This is a genomic window from Psychrobacillus sp. FSL W7-1457 (genome assembly GCF_038593405.1).
Classification (GTDB): Bacteria; Bacillota; Bacilli; order Bacillales_A; family Planococcaceae; genus Psychrobacillus.
This window is the reverse complement of the sequence record NZ_CP151993.1, coordinates 945,134-963,269: the sequence shown is the minus strand read 5'-3', so window position 1 is coordinate 963,269 and position 18,136 is coordinate 945,134. Positions and strand designations below refer to the sequence as shown.

14 protein-coding genes are annotated in these 18,136 nt (G+C 37.1%); 5 read left to right on the top strand and 9 right to left on the bottom strand.

The window, feature by feature from the left end:
• Positions 1-293: 293 nt before the first annotated feature.
• Positions 294-2,609 carry a 5'-nucleotidase C-terminal domain-containing protein gene (locus tag NSQ95_RS04485; RefSeq protein ID WP_342560402.1) on the bottom strand — a complete coding sequence of 772 codons (2,316 nt, stop codon included), beginning with the start codon at positions 2,607-2,609 and terminating at the stop codon, positions 294-296.
• A 223-nt stretch (positions 2,610-2,832) separates the two neighbouring features.
• Here NSQ95_RS04485 and NSQ95_RS04480 point away from each other — a divergent pair, with 223 nt between their 5' ends.
• Positions 2,833-3,807, top strand: coding sequence for a proline dehydrogenase family protein (locus NSQ95_RS04480; protein ID WP_251552820.1), 975 nt, complete (start codon positions 2,833-2,835; stop codon positions 3,805-3,807).
• Between the two features lie 438 nt (positions 3,808-4,245).
• On the opposite strand, the gene NSQ95_RS04475 is transcribed toward NSQ95_RS04480, so the two are convergent.
• From NSQ95_RS04475 to NSQ95_RS04460, 4 genes are all read right to left on the bottom strand, one after another.
• The gene (locus NSQ95_RS04475) at positions 4,246-5,214 is read right to left on the bottom strand and encodes a carbohydrate kinase (protein WP_342560401.1); all 969 of its coding nucleotides are present in this window, start codon (positions 5,212-5,214) and stop codon (positions 4,246-4,248) included.
• Between the two features lie 373 nt (positions 5,215-5,587).
• Positions 5,588-6,787, bottom strand: a complete 1,200-nt coding sequence (locus NSQ95_RS04470; RefSeq protein ID WP_342560400.1) for a PepSY domain-containing protein — start codon at positions 6,785-6,787, stop codon at positions 5,588-5,590.
• A gap of 41 nt (positions 6,788-6,828) precedes the next feature.
• Positions 6,829-8,190: an ATP-binding protein gene (locus NSQ95_RS04465; protein ID WP_342560399.1), complete on the bottom strand. Its 1,362-nt coding sequence runs from the start codon at positions 8,188-8,190 to the stop codon at positions 6,829-6,831.
• Positions 8,180-8,893 (bottom strand): response regulator transcription factor, encoded by a 714-nt coding sequence (locus NSQ95_RS04460; protein WP_342560398.1) that lies wholly within the window; start codon positions 8,891-8,893, stop codon positions 8,180-8,182. Before NSQ95_RS04460 ends, NSQ95_RS04465 begins: the two co-directional genes overlap by 11 nt.
• A 270-nt stretch (positions 8,894-9,163) precedes the next feature.
• Between NSQ95_RS04460 and NSQ95_RS04455 the strand changes: the two genes are divergently transcribed.
• Entirely contained in the window at positions 9,164-9,763 is a 600-nt protein-coding gene (locus NSQ95_RS04455) for a transposase (RefSeq protein WP_342560397.1), read from the top strand.
• A 187-nt stretch (positions 9,764-9,950) separates the two neighbouring features.
• On the opposite strand, the gene NSQ95_RS04450 is transcribed toward NSQ95_RS04455, so the two are convergent.
• Positions 9,951-11,024 carry a branched-chain amino acid aminotransferase gene (locus tag NSQ95_RS04450; RefSeq protein ID WP_169358759.1) on the bottom strand — a complete coding sequence of 358 codons (1,074 nt, stop codon included), beginning with the start codon at positions 11,022-11,024 and terminating at the stop codon, positions 9,951-9,953.
• 236 nt (positions 11,025-11,260) lie between these two features.
• On the opposite strand from NSQ95_RS04450, the gene NSQ95_RS04445 reads away from it, so the two are divergent.
• Entirely contained in the window at positions 11,261-11,632 is a 372-nt protein-coding gene (locus tag NSQ95_RS04445; protein WP_342560396.1) for an S-layer homology domain-containing protein, read from the top strand.
• 152 nt (positions 11,633-11,784) lie between these two features.
• Here the strand turns inward: NSQ95_RS04445 and NSQ95_RS04440 are convergent, their stop codons facing one another.
• Complete coding sequence (locus tag NSQ95_RS04440; RefSeq protein ID WP_342560395.1) at positions 11,785-13,128, bottom strand: GntP family permease; 1,344 nt, start codon at positions 13,126-13,128, stop codon at positions 11,785-11,787.
• Between the two features lie 4 nt (positions 13,129-13,132).
• Positions 13,133-14,269 carry a glycerate kinase gene (locus NSQ95_RS04435; protein WP_342560394.1) on the bottom strand — a complete coding sequence of 379 codons (1,137 nt, stop codon included), beginning with the start codon at positions 14,267-14,269 and terminating at the stop codon, positions 13,133-13,135.
• 126 nt (positions 14,270-14,395) lie between these two features.
• Here NSQ95_RS04435 and NSQ95_RS04430 point away from each other — a divergent pair, with 126 nt between their 5' ends.
• The gene (locus NSQ95_RS04430) at positions 14,396-15,472 is read left to right on the top strand and encodes a sugar diacid recognition domain-containing protein (protein ID WP_342560393.1); all 1,077 of its coding nucleotides are present in this window, start codon (positions 14,396-14,398) and stop codon (positions 15,470-15,472) included.
• A gap of 67 nt (positions 15,473-15,539) precedes the next feature.
• Here the strand turns inward: NSQ95_RS04430 and NSQ95_RS04425 are convergent, their stop codons facing one another.
• Complete coding sequence (locus tag NSQ95_RS04425) at positions 15,540-16,025, bottom strand: C40 family peptidase (protein WP_298466978.1); 486 nt, start codon at positions 16,023-16,025, stop codon at positions 15,540-15,542.
• A gap of 308 nt (positions 16,026-16,333) precedes the next feature.
• Here NSQ95_RS04425 and NSQ95_RS04420 point away from each other — a divergent pair, with 308 nt between their 5' ends.
• Positions 16,334-18,046 (top strand): HAMP domain-containing methyl-accepting chemotaxis protein, encoded by a 1,713-nt coding sequence (locus tag NSQ95_RS04420; protein WP_342560392.1) that lies wholly within the window; start codon positions 16,334-16,336, stop codon positions 18,044-18,046.
• Positions 18,047-18,136 lie beyond the last annotated feature (90 nt).

Genomic DNA, 18,136 nt, shown 5'->3' with positions numbered 1-18,136 from the left:
TGTAAATTTTTCGAGGCTTCTATTCAAATATACCTGTAGTTGTTTTCCGTTACAGTGGACGCTTTCCGGGGGCACGGCTTCAATCTCCTCGTCGCTTCGCTCCTGCGGGGCTTTCAGCTCGTGCTGTTCCCCCAGGAGTCGCCACCTCCACTTCAAACAACTAAAATTGAAAGGTTTCTTACAAGAAATTGTGCGGACCTTTAAAATGAAGTAAAAACATGAAATCGAGTTTCCGTTTCATGTTTTTTAATTTATAGACTAGTTACGTCCCAGCCTCCTGAAAAAAGTTAAGACTATTTTTTTACATCTACAATTCTACCTTCTATTTCTGTAGGTATTTTATCAAGGGATTCAAACTGTTCTCTTAAATTCTCCCAATCAGAAAGACCTAAGTCAGTTACTTTACCAGCTTTATAAATTTTCTCGAAAACATCGTAGCTGTCTCCACCCTTAGCTGTAAACGCATTGGTAGCAATTACATAAGTCTCTGTATCCTTCACGTCTACTAATTTACCATCAGCACCAAAGTATTTAATAGAAACAACTCTTTCACCCGCTGGCTTCGATGAGTCAAATTCTACCTTACCTCCAGCAACGTGTAAGAATCCTCCATTTTCCTTTGGATATGATTTAAAGCTGATCTCAAATGCAGCCTTCAGGTCAGCACCACTGATTTCCATTGTCGCTAATGTATTACCGAAAGGAAGTACCGTAATTACGTCACCAACAGTGATTGGTCCTGCTTTAATATCTGAACGAATTCCTCCACCATTTTGAAGTGCCATGATTACTTTGGCATCATACTTTTTAGCTTTTGCTAACATTCCATCTGTAATTATATTGCCGAGTATCGTTTCATTTTTACGTACGCTTGACTGTGAATCATCACCACTTAGGCGAGGATTTTCTAAATCTTTATCTGTAGTTACTCCAATTTCTTTTGATTCAACTTCTTTAACTTTCGTGGAGTACTTTTCGATAAGCTTAAGGGCTTCCTCATCATCTTTTTGATCTTTTATCGGTATTAAAGCACCTTCATGAGCTATTACTTTACCATCTTTATCGAAGTCTACCTCTAAAGTGCCTAGGAATTCGCTATATTGATATGCTTGCACAATCACGGTAGGATCTTTCTCAACACCCTTACTGTCTTTATTAACAATCACAGGCTTGTCCAGCTGTGTATGACTGTGTCCACCAACAATTACATCGATTCCTGTGACAGCGGCTGCTAGCATCAAATCATTATCTACTGCGGGGTTGTCATCGTAACCAATATGAGTAACTGCCATTACTTTGTTAATTCCTTGTTTTTCAAACTCATCTACCATCGTTTGAGCTGCTTTAATGTAGTCTGTAAATTTCACTTTTTCTGGACTTGAAATTCCTTCTGTTTCAGCAGTCGTTAAACCAAAGATACCAACTTTTTGACCGTTAATTTCCTTTACGATACCGCTGTAGATTTGTCCATTTTTAGGGTCCGATGATACTTTTACATTAAATAGCCCATTGAATAAATCATCTTGAGAGAAGTCTACGTTGGAGCTAACAAATGGGAAATTGGATTTCTCGATAAACTCTTTTAAAGCTTTATGTCCCTCAGGAGAAGACCCTAAATCAAATTCGTGGTTACCAAACGTCATCACATCATAGTTCATGAGATTCATCATTTCTACGTCTGCTTGTCCCTTGAATTCGTTAAAATATAGTGTACCAGTCAATACATCTCCTGCATCTACAAGTAGCGCATCTGGATGCAACGTTCTATATTCTTTCACTGCCGTGACACGTTTTGGCCCTTTTTCTACGTGGCCATGTGTATCATTGACATGCATAACAGATAGAGTGAAGTCTGCATCTACATGATCAGCTAATGCATGAACCATCTCTAAAAGCTGTTTAACTGCAGGAAGGTCCTTGTCACTTGGTAGTCTGTCAAGAAGTGGCTGGATTGTTTCAATTACTTTATTTGCTTCCTCTGTTTTATCTGCAGTCAGTAATGCCTGCGCTTGCTTGACCTTCATATAAACGGTCACCGGAACCATCAATTCGTTTCTTACTTCATTAGCTGGATCCTTGTATTGAGTTAGCAATAGATGACGAGCATCTCTTCCAGTAAAACGATATAGAATTGCAGTTCTTGTTTTTAATTGGGCAGAAAGCTTGTGATAGCCTTTCTCTATTTTTTCCCAGTCGTTACCCGCTTCAGCAGCTTCAATTTCTTTCATAATTGGTGTTAAATATTTGTCTGCATAGTTATAAGCATCGATATAGGGAATAAGTCCTTTTGTCACTCGTTCAGCATATAATTCATCTAAGCTTTTTAAAAGAGCAGATTTATTTTTTACATTAGATTTATTAATTTCATTTCTTGCTTTTTGATAATTGGCTTTAGCTTTGTTTAAAATAGGATATAGTTCTTGGCTCGTTGCCAGTTTTCCAGCTTGAGCAGGTGTACTATAAGAATAGGATGCTTGTTTGATGTCTTTTCTGGCATTATCTACTACCTGTTGAAAAGATGTACTTGCGAAGGAAATGTTTGAAGCTGAGAATAATGATGTAGCCACGATTGCTGCTACAGCAGTCTGTTTAATTTTTTTGTTTCTCATGTCTTACCTCCTAATATGATATGTATAAATGCTCCTACTAATAGATTCATATACTACTAAAAGTTATCTCAATTCGACTATTTACGCAAGACATTTTCTAATTATTTTAAAAAAGGTAAAAATAGTGATTATTTGCATTTGGAGTATGAGGTTATTTGTCCTACTTGCACGAAAAAAGGTGTTATATGCTATAATTAATTATCACAATAGAGATAGGAGTATCATCATGTTAAAAGATATTTTTATGACATTATCAGAAAACCAAGTATTAAATGGGGCCGCTAAAAAGTATGGTTTAAAAATGGGTGCCCAACATGTTGTAGCTGGGACTAATATCGAAGAAACGATGGAAAGTATTAAAAAGCTTAATGCTCAAGGTATCTCTTGTACGGTAGATAATTTAGGCGAATTTGTCTTTGAAAAAGAAGAGGCTTTAGAAGCAAAAGCTCAAATTATCGCAGTGATCGAAGCAATAGAGGAACATCAAGTTGATGCTCATATCTCATTAAAACCATCCCAATTAGGATTGGATATAGATTATGATTTTGCTTTACAAAATTTAAAAGATATTATTGCAGTCGCAAAAAAATATAATACATTCATTAATATCGATATGGAATCTAACAAACATTTACAGCCTTCCTTTGACATATTGGACGAGCTATCTAAGGAATACGACCAAGTTGGAACAGTTATCCAAGCATACTTCTTTAGAGCAGCTGAAGATATTCAAAAGTATAAAAACTTCCGTCTACGTATTGTAAAAGGAGCTTACAAAGAACCTGCAGACGTAGCTTATCAAACAAAAGAGGAAATTGACCAAAATTATATAGAGCTAATTGAATGGCACTTATTAAATGGTAAATTTACTTCTATCGCAACACATGATCATAATGTCATCAATCATATCAAGCAATTTATAATTGATAATAATATTTCACATGATAAATTTGAGTTCCAAATGCTATATGGTTTCCGTACAGATATGCAGTTACAGCTAGCAAAAGAAGGCTTTAACTTCTGCACATATGTACCATTCGGAAAAGACTGGTACGGTTACTTCATGAGACGTCTTGCTGAACGCCCTGCAAACATGAATCTTGTCGTAAAACAAGTGTTTAACAAAAAAACGAACACTATGATTGGTCTTGCAGCAGGTGCATTTGCCCTAGGAAGATTGACAAAAAGAAAGAAATAATACTGCATAAGGCATACTATTCAATAAATAAAAGCTTTGTTATAGTGACTGTAAACATAAACAAAGGAACTTTCGAATGGCTATTAAGAACATAAATAGATTGTGAAATTGGGACTGGTGACAGTTTTTAGCTTTGTTTATGCGAGTAAATGTTTTTAATGCTTTATCGATGCTAAAGCTGTTCCATTTATTGATTGGAGCACCAGACGGCGACTCCTACGGGATGAGTGAGACAGATCAGACATCACAACCACGCGCGTAAGCGATGGGTGATGGCTTATCGCTCACCCGAGGAAAGCGTCCGGCTGGGGCGGAAATCAATTCCACTCTCTTGAAGATTTCTTTGCATCATAACTCAACCCTACACTTTAACATAGCCTAAATAATAAACCGTGAAATGAGTAACTTGATTTCACGGTTTTTTATTCATAGCCACTATTAGACTTCGTTACGGCTGTCCTCCTGCAATTGACAAATATCCTTTAATGTAGGAAGAGCAGGTATTCCGCCTCTTTTTGTAGCAGCTAATGCTCCTGCCGCATTAGCAAAGAGCACACTAGATTTTAGCTTGTCTATATTCAAATTCTCCATATTAGACTCTGCTAAAATTTTGAATAGTAAAGCCCCACAGAAAGCATCTCCTGATCCGGTTGTATCAATTGCTTCTACTACATATGGCGGAATCATTTCTGTTTTATCCTTATATCTAAAAAAGCATCCTTTCTCGCCCAAAGTCACCAAAATCAATGGAATTCCATAGTTTCTACTTAATAGTTCAGTTCCATTTTCATAGTCCATTGTGTCAGTTAAAAAGTGAAGCTCTTCTTCAGATACCTTTAGTATGTCTGCAAAGTGCATGCTATCAGAGATGACTTTCTTCGCTTCACTTAGATCGTCCCATAGACTTTCACGCAAATTCGGGTCGAAAGAAATAAGCAAACCCTTTTCCTTAGCATGTTTCAGTGCACTAATAGTAGCTTGTCTCGAAGGTTCACTAGTCATGGAAACGGAGCCAAAATGAAATAACTTTGCTTTGTCGATTAATTCATAGTTCACTTCTTTTTCCTCTAAAGTAATATCAGCACCTGGTTTACGGTAAAAACTAAAAGAACGGTCTCCATCCGGATGGAGATGAATAAAGGCCAAGGTCGTGTTGACTTGTCCCGTTGTCACTACACCAGTCGTATCTACATGATTAGATACTAAAGTTTCCTTAAGAAACGTCCCAAAGTCATCTGCTCCTATTTTACCGATAAAGGATGTTTTTAGCCCTAGTTTACTAAGCATAACCAATACGTTCGCTGGAGCTCCACCCGGATTTCTTTCAAATAATGTATTTTTATTGTCGGATTGCCCATATGGTGTAAAGTCGATTAATATCTCACCTAATGCTACCACGTCATACATATGTGTAATCACCTCTATTAGAGTATTGTAAACTATGAAATATAGCTCTGTTTCATCGATTAAATAAAGGATATACTATTTTCCAAAAAAGTTAAAATGTAAATAAAAACACCTCATTCTACGGGGATGGTAGAATGAGGTGTTTTTTCCTTGTTATCGCTCAAGGTATATTTAATACGCCGTAAATTTTTTGCCTTCGTACTTCCACATCGTTTTATCGCTCGTGTGTTAGATATCCCCGATTATACTAAGTTGGAGAAAGAGCTCCTTCAAAACTCGTTCAACAACATTAAAGATAATTTTTCTATATATTCATCATATCTGAACTAAATGAGAATACACAGAGAGTTTTATTAGAAATTGATGAGAATTTTTATTCCCATGTTACTGATAATATTTTTCCAGAGATTGCATGTACCTGGATCGTCGCTTTTGTTTTTTTATCCTTACTATCCTTCGAGTTACCATCTGCGGTTTGCATCACTATTAAATAGTAGCCACCTTCATTTGTTTTTATAAAGGAATTACTATCTACGGTTCCCTTGTATTGTTGCTGGGCTATTTTAGTTGCTTGCTCCGGAGTAATTAACACGGTAGCAGTACTTTCCTGCTTCGCTTCTTCAGGTTTTTTGGTTTCAGTTTGTGTTTTATTGGTACTAGTAGAGCTAGGGTCTGGCTCTTCCTTTTTAGCTTCCTCTTTTTTCGGTTCTTCTGTCTTGCTAGTCTCTACCTTAGTAGATTCTACCTTTACAGACTCCACTTTGGAGGTTTCATTTTTAGTAGTTTCCGTCTTGCTTATATCTGTTTTGGTTGGTTCTGTTTTAGAAGAGTCTGTTTTAATACCTTCTATAGAATCAGTTGCAGCCTCTGCCTTAGCATCAGCCTTGCCCTCATCGGACTTGGCAACCTCCACTTTGACTGGTTCCTTTTTAACTTCCTCTGTTTTCACAGGCTCAGTTTTCAGGACATCCTTTATTGCATTTTTAATTACTTCTGTAATTGGCTTGTCTACTTTAGAATCACTTAACTTTTCTTGGATTGAAGAAGTGGCTGAAATACTAGACTTAATCAACTTCATTTCAGTCGCTTGAGCGGTTTCTACTTTATTAACCATGCTCATTGTATCCTCTTTTACCTGTATTTGCGTAATCGGACTCATTTCTACTACAATGTTATTGTTAGTTTCTTTTTTACGTATATTACTAGTTAATGGATATTCCCTAACTTCAAAAGTATCACTATATGTGGCGAATTCCGATTGCTCAACAGGCTGAGAAATACCTGTTAACATATATTCATTCGTCTGCTCCATTGTGTAAATATCTCCATTTGTAGAGTTAACCTCTACTAAATAAACAGAGCCACCTTTTGTAATAACAGCCTTGTATACATTTTCTTTTAACGTTATATCAGTTACTTCTGCATCATACAATTGCTCTAGCTGGGAACGAACATCATTCTCTGACATAAATTGCCTGTTCGTTTGGGTAACATTAAACAAAAACCCAGTGCCTACAATGACGATCACTGACACAAAAATCAATGTATATTTTTTGATTTTAGTAAATTTCATTCATGCTCCCCTCCCCCCAATTCTATTTTAAAAGACAAACATTAAAAATTGATGAGAATTGGAGTTTTTGGAATAAAAATATAAATAGTAGTACCAAACCCAATTGTGCTATCTATTTCCAATTCGAGAGATAAACGATTGGCAATCTCTTTTGCAATGGACAATCCAAGACCAGTTCCACCTGTTTTCCTATTTCGATCCTCGTCGACACGATAAAATCGGTCAAAGATATAATCAAGATCTTTTTTAGGAATACCGTTCCCATAGTCTAAAATTGCGACTACTGTATGATTTTCTTCCTCGGTAATCGTTGTCTTAATTTCTTTTTCGCTGTATTTCCTCGCATTATCTAGAATAATAAAAAGAAGCTGTGTTAGCTGCTCCATATCTGTATTCACGTAGACAGGGCCATTACCTTTTAATATAAATTTACGATTATAAGCAGTGCGCATAGATTGCAAGGTATTTTCCACCAGCTCATACAATTCAATTGTTTCCGACTTTTGAGTGTGCTGTCCATTCCCTTTGGCCAGTAACAACATTTGAGAAATCATCTCTTTCATTCTTGCCGTCTCATGAATGATTGCATTTACTGATTCCTCTGCTATTGCTTTATCTTTGAAGCCATGACGAGACAATAGCTTTGCATAGCTTTCGATGACAGTGAGTGGCGTTTTTAATTCATGTGAAGCATCAGAAACAAACTGTTCCTGCTTATTGTAGTTTTCCTCTAGCTGCTCCATCATTTCATTAAACGCTATTCCCATCTGAGTCATTTCATCTTTACGATTTTTACTTAACTCTATTTTTTGATATTTTCCTGACATCCTGCTTTGGGACATGGTTTTAATTAATTTATTTATAGGTTTAGTAATGATATTACCTAAAGTGACACTTGAAATTGTCATAAGGAGCATCCCTATTATAGTTACCCCTATTAAGGTCCAACGAAGGAATTTTAAATTTTTATCTACCTCAACAAGCTGTTTAAGCGTATGGATTTCAACAACTTCGCCATTTTGCCATATGACTGGCTTTGTTATAGTTAGGACGGGGACACCTCGAAAATAACCTGAGGTATATCGCTCTCCATTCTCTAACTCCGGTTTATAATCTTTCATCTCTTCGATTGACTCTACAAAGACGATAGATTCACCCTTGGCGTTGATCACTCTAATTCCTCCATTAGGAGGGATAAAAGCACGTAAAATAGTAGCTGGATCGTCATCCGCTCCCATTTTACTGAGAGCGCCAACCAGCTCATCCACTTCATTATTCAACTGATTATACTCGGTATCGAAAGCCATTGACTCAAATATAAAATAGATACCTATATTCATTAACCCTAAAATTACTAGCGTTAAAAATGTAGAGAAAAGATGAATTTTTGCTTTAAGCTTCATTTTTTAGCTCCTTCAAAACATATCCAACGCCTCTTACGGTTTGAATGAAAGAAGAACAATTTTTCTCCTCTAATTTTTTTCGTACATATCTTATGTAAACGTCCACAATATTTGTATCCCCATAATAATCAAAGCCCCACACAGCGTCTAAAAGTTGTTCCCTTGATAACACTTGGTTAGGATGCTTTATTAAGTAAAGTAGTAAATCATACTCTCGTGGCGTCAAATTGACTTGTTCCCCATCATTAGTAATCTCTCTCGTTTGCTCATTTAAAGTAATAGAATGGAAAACATGAACATGAATATTGTCTACTTGATCTGGTGAAGAAGCAGAGGATTTATTGAAACGAATGGCTGAACGTACACGAGCAAGAAGCTCTTCAATTTCAAACGGCTTCGTCACATAATCGTTTGCCCCTAAATCCAAACCCTTCACCTTATCCTCCAGCCCGCTCTTTGCAGTCAATAAAATAACTGGAGTTTTAGCCTCTGTTGCTCTAATTCTCCTTAATACATCTAACCCATTTAATCCTGGCAGCATCAAATCTAGCAGCACAAGATCCCATTGCTTTTCTCTATATTTAATAAGGCCATCTGTACCTGTATAAGCAATCTCGACAGAATACCCCTCGAATTCCAGCTCTAATTGTAGAACACGAGCAATATTTTCCTCATCCTCTATAATTAATATCTGCTCTTTCATACGGAATCCCCCTCTTTATGGCTATTTTAACACAATATACCGACCAAATTATACACATTACAGAATCATTACAGGTGCCTGGCACCTGTAATGAACCGCTAACAAAGCGCTATAATTTTATTTCCGATACGATTTTAAGCGATAAAACAAGAATTTAATCGAATATTATCTATAAAAATCAAATTATTGTGAATATTGCATAATTTCCATTATTGTACATTTTATAGGTTTATAGTATGTTTGTTAAAAGAATAGATGGAGGTTAGAAAAATGGGGAGAATGCGGAGGATTTGGCAGCCAGAGATTTATTATCACGTGACAATGAGAGGCAATAATCGACAGAATATTTTCTTGAACGAGGGAGATGTTTCTCTCTTTTTCCGTGCTTTACAACGTACATATAAAAAATCGAATTTCATAATTATTGCTTACTGTATTATGAATAATCATTACCACCTTTTGATCCGCTCCCCTGAGACACCACTTTCGGAAGTGATGTTATCCATCAACAAGACTTACTCAGAATACTTCAAACGAAAATATAATTATTTTGGACAACTCTATGAAACCAGATTTTTTTCCAGTATGGTTTCCGACCCTATAGGCTTATTAAATGTCAGTAGTTACATTCATCAAAACCCTTTAACGACTTCCAAGGCTATGACCAATAAGATGGAATACTATCCTTATAGTTCGTTTCAATATTATTTTTTTGATAAGAAATGTGACTATCCTTTTGTAAACACCGAGCTGCTTCCCAATTTAATAAAAAACTACCCTGATATTAAAGAAAGAACCTACGTAACTTATTGTGAAAATTTTCGGATTAAACAAGATTTACATTTTGACTACGAGATTCCTACTAATTAAATTAATTGGATGTACAACGTGTGAATAATGGAGACAGTGGTACCAACCTGCAAAGACATGCTTTCCTACCAGAACCATCTCATGTCCTTCATTAAACGAGCTGTAAATTGCAACAAATTTATAACATCAGTTCATTTTTCAAAGAAAAGAATCGCTCCTATTCTTAACCTAGGAGCGATTCACACTTTTATTTTAGTTCTGTAACCCAGCCAAAAGGATCTTCCACTGTGCCACTTTGGATGCCAGTCAATGTATCATATAATTTCTTAGATAACTCACCAGTTTCTCCGTTATTTACATAGAATAGCTCGCCTTTCCAGCGAAGCTCACCAATTGGAGAAATAACTGCAGCAGTCCCTGTTCCGAACGCTTCTTCTAGCTTACCGTTTAAATAAGCTTCTCTAACTTCCTCCATTGACACCTTGCGTTCCGCTACCGGCACACCCCAATATTTTAATAGCTCGATAATGGATTTTCTAGTAATGCCATCTAGAATAGAACCGTTTAAGGCTGGAGTAACAACCTCTCCATCTATTTTAAAGAAAACATTCATGCTTCCTACTTCTTCAATATACTTTCGTTCAATTCCATCTAGCCATAATACTTGCGAGTAACCCTCTCTATCAGCCACTTCCTGTGCCTTTAAGCTAGAAGCATAATTACCAGCTGTTTTAGCCATTCCTGTACCACCCGCCACTGCACGAACGTATTCACTTTCTACTAATATTTTCACAGGATGGATACCTTCTTTATAATAAGAGCCTACGGGCGACATAATAATCATAAAGCTGTAAGTCTTAGATGGAGAAACACCTAAATGTGCTTCAGTCCCAATCATAAATGGTCGGATATATAGAGATGTTCCTGGTTCATTTGGAATCCATTCCTTATCAATCTCCAGCAGCTCTTTCAATGCTTCCATAGCAAACTCTTCATCTATTTGAGGCATACTAAGTCGATCGCAGGAAATATTCATACGTTTCATGTTTTGTTCTGGTCTAAATAAACGAACTACACCATCCTTAGACAAATACGCTTTCATGCCTTCAAATACCGTTTGCCCATAATGTAATATAGTTGCAGAAGGGTCTAACGTAATCGGTTGATAAGGGACAATCCGATGATCATGCCATCCAATGCCTGTTGTATAGTCTGCAATAAACATATGATCTGTAAATTTAGTACCAAAGGCAAGTTGGCCGGCAGGTGTTTTCTCATTTTTTATTTCATTTTCTGTAAACTTGATTTTTACACTGTTCATGTTGTATTACCCCTATCAATTTAATTATTTAGTAAATTGCAACTTTTATAACTGTGCAATATATTATATGCAATTATACTCCTTTTCTCAAAATTGAAAACACCTTTTTTAGAAAATTTTCTAAAAATTTTGTGTATTTTTAACTCTACTTTTCATTTTTGTAAATTTAAAGGAATTATATCTTAATATCCCTTTAAATAAACCGATAATTTTTAGATATTATGAATCCGAACTATGTGTATATTGAAAGCGCACTAAATAAAGAAATTGTAACTCCAGTGAATGCTGACATATTTGGAGCAAATAAATCTATCACTAGAGCAGAGGCAGTAACTATTATTATTCGCTCTCTTGGATTAGAGGGACGTGCACCAACTCCTGGTTACACAACGAAGTTTATTGACGACAACAAAATACCAAAATCAGCTAAGGATAGTATCTATGTCGCAAGTGAACTAGGCTTAATCGATCCAGATAGAAAAAATCGCATCAACCCTAACGAAGTCCTTACACGAGGAAAAGCATCACAGCTACTTGTTAGATATATGAACTTCCTTGAATCTGACCTAAAACAAAACTATCGCGATGATATGATTAATTTCAACTAAACTCAAAACCCCATCTAAACACCGGCGAATGCACCGGTTCTAGATGGGGTTTTTCACTTGATTGCAAATTAAAATGATAGGGCCATGTTGCAGATAATGTTACAGGTGCCTGGCACCTGTAACATAGGTGACCTAGACATACCTGTAACATATTACACAAATATAAACCAAAGGATTGCTGTAACGATGATTGTTGTAATACCTTGCAGTAGAGTTGCCATTGTTTGTGCTTTGTACGCATCAGTAACCTTCATGCCGCTAAATTGGGTCACTACCCAGAAATAGCTGTCATTTACATGGCTCACTGTCATCGCTCCTGCTCCTACCGCCATAACAACTAGCGCTAACGGTAATGCACCCTCTATACCTAGAGTTGGTAACATTGGTGCTACTAGTGATGAAGTAATAACTAGAGCAGCTGTTGAGGAGCCTTGTGCTGTTTTAAGAGCTGCCGCAATAAGGAATGGCACTAGTAAGAATAATGCTCCATTAGCCAATACCCCTAAGTCCATTTCCTGTAGAAGCTCTGCTACTCCAGAGTTTTTAATAACTGTACCAAACGCTCCTCCTGCACCGGTGATTAATAAAATTGGTGCTGCTTCCTTAAGGCTTTCACCAATCCAACCAGACAACGTTTTTTCACTAATTTCAGGTAGCAATAAGAAGGAAGCTAAAACACCGAACAATAGTGCCACAGTTGGAGAACCAAGGAATTTTAAGAAGTTCGTTAATCCTGATTCATCGCCAACTAATGCAGCTATCGAACCTATACCGATCAATAAGATTGGTAGTACGATTGGTAAAAATGCCTTAAAGGTAGATGGCATTTTTCCAAAGGATTTAATAACCTCCTCGTAATCCAGTGCATCTTCCTGATCCGCTGGCACGTCGATTTTCGTCCCAACCTTCACGGCCCATAAATAACCTACGATAGTTGCAGGAATTGCTACAAACAAACCGACCAAAATTATAGTACCAAGATAATCTGTTGCTCCAATATTCCCTGCTGCTGCGATTGGTCCAGGAGTTGGAGGCACTAATGTGTGCGTTGCATAAAGCCCTGTAGACAAAGCTACTGCCATAGATGCTACCTTGACCTTCGCACGTTTTGCTAATGATTTTTGTAAACTTGATAAAATAATAAATCCAGAATCACAAAATACAGGTATTGAAACAATAAAACCTATAATGGACATAGCTAACTGCGGTCTTTTTTCACCTAGAATACGAAGGACAACCTCTGCCATTCGGTAAGCTGCACCAGACTTCTCAAGAATAACCCCTATGATTGTTCCCGCAACAATTACAATTCCGATACTCGTCATTAAACCGCCAAAACCAGAGTTAACATTCTCTACAACAGTAAGCAGCGGCATACCAGAAGCAATACCTACAAAGAAGGCACTGATTAATAGAGCCAAAAAGGGATGTAGCTTGAACACTGCAGTTGCCACTACAACAAAAACAACTCCTAACAAAATAACTAAAAACAACATGACCTTACACCTCTTCCTTTAGAATGGCTTGCATTGTTTCCTTAGTCCTTACAGTTAAATAATGAACCGGGTCTTTCAAGGATTCTTCCATACTTACTGAATGATCTACTATACTAACAAGCTTAGAGAAATAGGTAGACAAGTCTACTTTACTTTCTTTCTCTATAAAGCCAGAGAGCAATATAACGGGAATCCCTCTTTTATTTGCAGCAACAGCAACTCCCATCGGAGCCTTACCAGAGAGAGTTTGTCTGTCCGTTTTACCTTCTCCTGTAATGACGAGGTCTGCATCCTCTAAGTGCTTTTCAAATTGAATGGCCTCCATGACAACTTCTATACCTGGCTTTAATTGGACAGGAAATAAAGCAAGAAAAGCACCTCCAAGTCCTCCAGCTGCACCCGCACCTGGCATCTGATGCACCCTAATACCTTTCACTTCAGCTATTTTATTTGCAAGGTTCTTTAAACCATTCTCTAGCTGGTCCTCCATTTGTGGAGTTACCCCTTTTTGTGGACCAAACACAGCCGTAGCTCCATTTTTGCCTAATAAAGGATTATCCACATCACAAGCTAGTATGAACTGAGAACTATGAATTCGCTTATCCATTCGACTGATATCTATCTCTTCCAGATTTACAAGAGAGCCTCCCCCAGCTTGTATTTCTTCTTTTACTTTATTCCTAAATTCAACCCCTAATGCACGTAGCATCCCTGCCCCGCCATCATTCGTTGCACTCCCCCCTATTCCAACAATAAACTTCCGGAATCCTTGATCGAGCGCGTGACGAATCAGTTCACCTGTTCCAAACGTTGATGTCTTTAGCGGATTTCTTTCATCTTGCGACAATAGAGTCAAACCAGAAGCTCTCGCCATTTCAATGACACAAGTCTCTTTGTCTCCTAACACCCCATAAACCGCCTCTATTTGTTTTCCTAATGGGTCTTGAACGTTTGCTGTTACAAATCTTCCACCAGTTGCAATGACAAGGGGTTCTAGCGTTCCTTCCCCACCATCTGCTACAGGTAGTAATACAGTTTCAATAGATGGATCAACCTCATGAATCGCGTTGGAAACAGCCCTAGCAACCTCAGTTGCTGACAATGAACCCTTGTAAGAGTCAGGACTAATTACAATTTTCATATATTCTCTCCTCCGATTAAAGCGCTTACAAAGATTATATTGCAAAGAAAAAATGATTACATTATACTTAATGTATAATTTTCCTGTATTATAACAGCTAGTTTTTTATACATTGAGGTGATTCAATTGATAACCAAGCAATTAGCCGAACAGATAGTACAGCAAACTATGCTTCGTCTTCATCGAAATATTAACGTTATGCAGACAAATGGAGTCATACTTGCCTCTGGCGATGAGCTAAGAGTAAATCATATACATGAAGGTGCTATTGAAGTAGCTAAAACTAAGTCGCCGCTAAGGATTACAAAGGATAATAATCACCTTTTTCCCCGAACAAAGTGTGGCATTAATTTACCTATATTTTATCAAAATGAAATAGTCGGGATCATTGGAGTAACAGGTGAACCTACCGACATGGAGGAGATAGCAACACTTCTTCAGTTAACAACTGAAATGATGGTACATCAAGCATTAATAGTCTCTGAGAGAGAGTGGAAGCGGAAAATACAAGAGCTCGTCTTCGAAGAATTAATGAGTGGACAGCCAATCCAGAAATATTTACAGGAAAGGCTCAACAAAATAGGGTTTCAAAACAAAGCCCCATTTTATGCAATGATGCTTGAGGTAGATCCAGAGTCTTCCTCTTATCAAAATATTATTCAGGAAATAGAATACTATCTAGAAACAGATTCTATTTTGGTCGGTCATTACCAAGCGAGCGAGCATTTTATTTTAATTTCTGGCTTGGATAAAACAACATTCACTCGCAAAGTTACCTTATTAGCAGAAAAACTAATGAAATATTATTCTCTTTCCATTGGGCTAGGTAGAGAAGTTCAATTATTAGAGCAAGTCCATTATGCTTACCGAACAGCCAAGCTCGCTCTTCAATACGGAAATCCTAACAAACCAGTCATTTCCTTCGAGGAGGTAGAAATTTACTCTCTGTTTAAAAATAAAGAATCCTTTGAGGTTCAAACCTATACAAAAAAAATACTAGAGCCATTGGATATTAAACTACAAACTACCTTGCAGAAATATTTTGATTGCAGTCTTCAGCTCTCTATTTGTGCTGAGGAACTCGGGATTCATCGCCATACCCTCACCTACCGTCTAAACAAAATAGCACAAGTAACAGGTTATAATCCTACTAACTTTCAGGATGCATTAGCACTCCAGTTAGCTTTGTTATTAAAAAACTAGAAATTTACGTTTCAACGAAAAAACCGTTTCAGCTCTTTAGCCGAAACGGTTATATTATTTATTTGTATTATTTTTTAGCAACTTGAACGTTAGCAACTTTTTTAGCGCCTACGTATTTTTTACCCCAATAATAAGGATCATTAATTTTATCGATTCTTACACCTTTTGATGATGAAGCATGAATGAATTGACCATTCCCGATAAACATCCCAACATGTGAAACACCTTTACCAGTCGTATTGAAGAATACTAAATCCCCAACTGCTAGTTTAGCTTTAGTTACTGGCGTTCCTTTACTGTACATTCCAGCAGCAGTTCTCGGAAGAGAGACACCTTTACCTTTGTACACGTACCCAATAAATCCAGAGCAATCAAATCCTGCCTTCGTTGTGCCACCATAACGATATTTAGTTCCTATTAGACTTTTCGCACTTGATACTATTTCGTTGGATTTTACAGAGCTAGCTGCTTCTGTATTTCCCGCAAATGTTCCCATGGCTAAAACTAGAGTTAGTGTTAAGATCGTGATAAGTTTTTTAAACAAAGAAGTCAATTTTGATGTTCCCCCAAAGAAGTATTGAAAAATTTCTCTATTTTTTCTCGTTAAAAATTTCTCTATACCCATACTAACACGGTTTAAACATTAGTGATTTTACAGTTGTGTAACAATAAGATTACAAGCCGAAAAGTATACTAAGACTCTCCTCCCGTTTTAAATTTGAACAAATAAGTACAATATGCCTAATTTATTAGCATGAATTATAATATTCTTATTATTTTCCTCTATCTATCCATAGGATATATGTGTTATAAATAGATGGTTAACTATTATTTGCCAAAAAAGAATAGGAGATTACTATTGTGAAACTGAAATGGAAAAATACACTTACTCTACATCTCGGGACAATTATCGTCGGGGTAATGATTGTTATGCTTACGATTACTTCTATAGCTACTTATAAAACTGCCTATGGCGAACTTTACAAAGCAGCTGGGATTGAAGCATATGGTTGTGCTAATATTACTACTGGTTTAATTACACCTGAAGATATTAATAAAATACTTGCTGGAGACACTGCTGCCGTTAAAAGCGTAGGTGAGCAGCTAAACTGGACTACTGCTCATAAAGATATTTTTGAGACTCAATATATAATTGACTTAGAAGGAAACCTATTAGCTACTGATGATAACTTAAAAGAAACTGGGTTTAATGCAGGAGATCAATTTTACATAGATCAAGAAGCGATTGATATGCTTGTCAAGATGGGACACCCTACCTACTCAGAAAGCTATGAGTACGCCGGGATGAATCGTTTGTCTGGCTATGCTCCAATTTTCGAGGATCATGACCCCTCGAAAAAAATTGTTGCTATTAGTGTAATAGACTTTAATGCGGACATCGTCTCTGAAAGAACATGGGATGTAGTTAGTAAAGGCTTACTATTAAGTATTATCCCTTTATTGTTAGCGTCTCTAGTTACTCTTCTTTTAATTAGAAGAAAAACAAAGCCTTTATCTGTTTTGATTGCTCATGCAGAAGAGATCGCTAAAGGAAACTTATCCGTTAAAGACACAAATTTTTCAAGCAAGGATGAGGTTGGAAACTTAAGTAGGACGCTTGATACACTTGCTGGTAACTTACGTACGATGATTGGAACGATTCAAAACACTTCCTCCCAATTAATGAAAAATGCAGAAGAAACTACAGCCTCTTTAATTGAAATGAAGGAAGCAGCGCATCAAATTGCCAATAATATGAGCGAAAATGTTGCATCTATATCAACGGGTACTGCATCTGCTGAAAGCTCAACCGTTATCTTAAATAATTTAGCGACCGGCCTACAGCATTCAAAGGAAACTGCGGACCAGTGCTCGGTACAATCGATGACCACTATGCAGATTGCTCAAGAAGGCCTCAAGAAAGCCGAAGAAACTAGTCGAGACATGAACAAAATAAGAAATGCTTCCATTGAAACTAGCGCAATGATTGTGAAGCTCGATGAAGCAACTAATAAAATACAGCAAATTACTGGGTCTATCGCCGGCATAGCCGCTCAAACAAATCTACTAGCACTTAATGCCTCTATAGAAGCAGCTCGTGCTGGTGAGCATGGAAAAGGATTTGCAGTTGTAGCAGAAGAAGTTCGCAAGCTAGCAGAACAGTCTAACTTAGAGGTTAAACAAGTAGAAGAAATCGTAAAAGAGATAACGGAAAACATCTCACACGTAGTAACCTCTACGGACACCAGCACCAAACTAATCGAAACTGGAAATGCAACCGTTCAGCAAACTTCTCAATCCTTGCAGAATATCTCTACAGCTGTCGGTAAGACAGTAGAGGAAATCTCAAGGATTTCTACAATGACAACCGAAGAAGCTGCTAACTCTAAGCAAGTAGTAGATCTTATCGAAAATCTAACAGAATCTATAAGAGAAATTGAACAAGTGACTACCACCATTTCAGCTGTAACAGAAGAAACCTCTGCCTCTATAGACGAGATTTCACAGCATTCCGCTGAAACATCCGAAGTAGCACAACAACTTCATAACCTCATAAACAAATTTAAACTCTAACGATTATTTACATTATTACAAGTGCCTGGCACCTGTAATATATTTTCAGAAGACACAAAAATAGACGCCCACGTTACAGGGGGCGTCTAT

Coding starts and splice junctions, on each gene's coding strand:
- NSQ95_RS04450 (WP_169358759.1), bottom strand. CDS start 11,024: ATGAACAGTGTAAAAATCAAGTTTACAGAAAATGAAATAAAAAATGAG.
- NSQ95_RS04435 (WP_342560394.1), bottom strand. CDS start 14,269: ATGAAAATTGTAATTAGTCCTGACTCTTACAAGGGTTCATTGTCAGCA.
- NSQ95_RS04465 (WP_342560399.1), bottom strand. CDS start 8,190: ATGAAGCTTAAAGCAAAAATTCATCTTTTCTCTACATTTTTAACGCTA.
- NSQ95_RS04455 (WP_342560397.1), top strand. CDS start 9,164: ATGGGGAGAATGCGGAGGATTTGGCAGCCAGAGATTTATTATCACGTG.
- NSQ95_RS04470 (WP_342560400.1), bottom strand. CDS start 6,787: ATGAAATTTACTAAAATCAAAAAATATACATTGATTTTTGTGTCAGTG.
- NSQ95_RS04485 (WP_342560402.1), bottom strand. CDS start 2,609: ATGAGAAACAAAAAAATTAAACAGACTGCTGTAGCAGCAATCGTGGCT.
- NSQ95_RS04440 (WP_342560395.1), bottom strand. CDS start 13,128: ATGTTGTTTTTAGTTATTTTGTTAGGAGTTGTTTTTGTTGTAGTGGCA.
- NSQ95_RS04475 (WP_342560401.1), bottom strand. CDS start 5,214: ATGTATGACGTGGTAGCATTAGGTGAGATATTAATCGACTTTACACCA.
- NSQ95_RS04460 (WP_342560398.1), bottom strand. CDS start 8,893: ATGAAAGAGCAGATATTAATTATAGAGGATGAGGAAAATATTGCTCGT.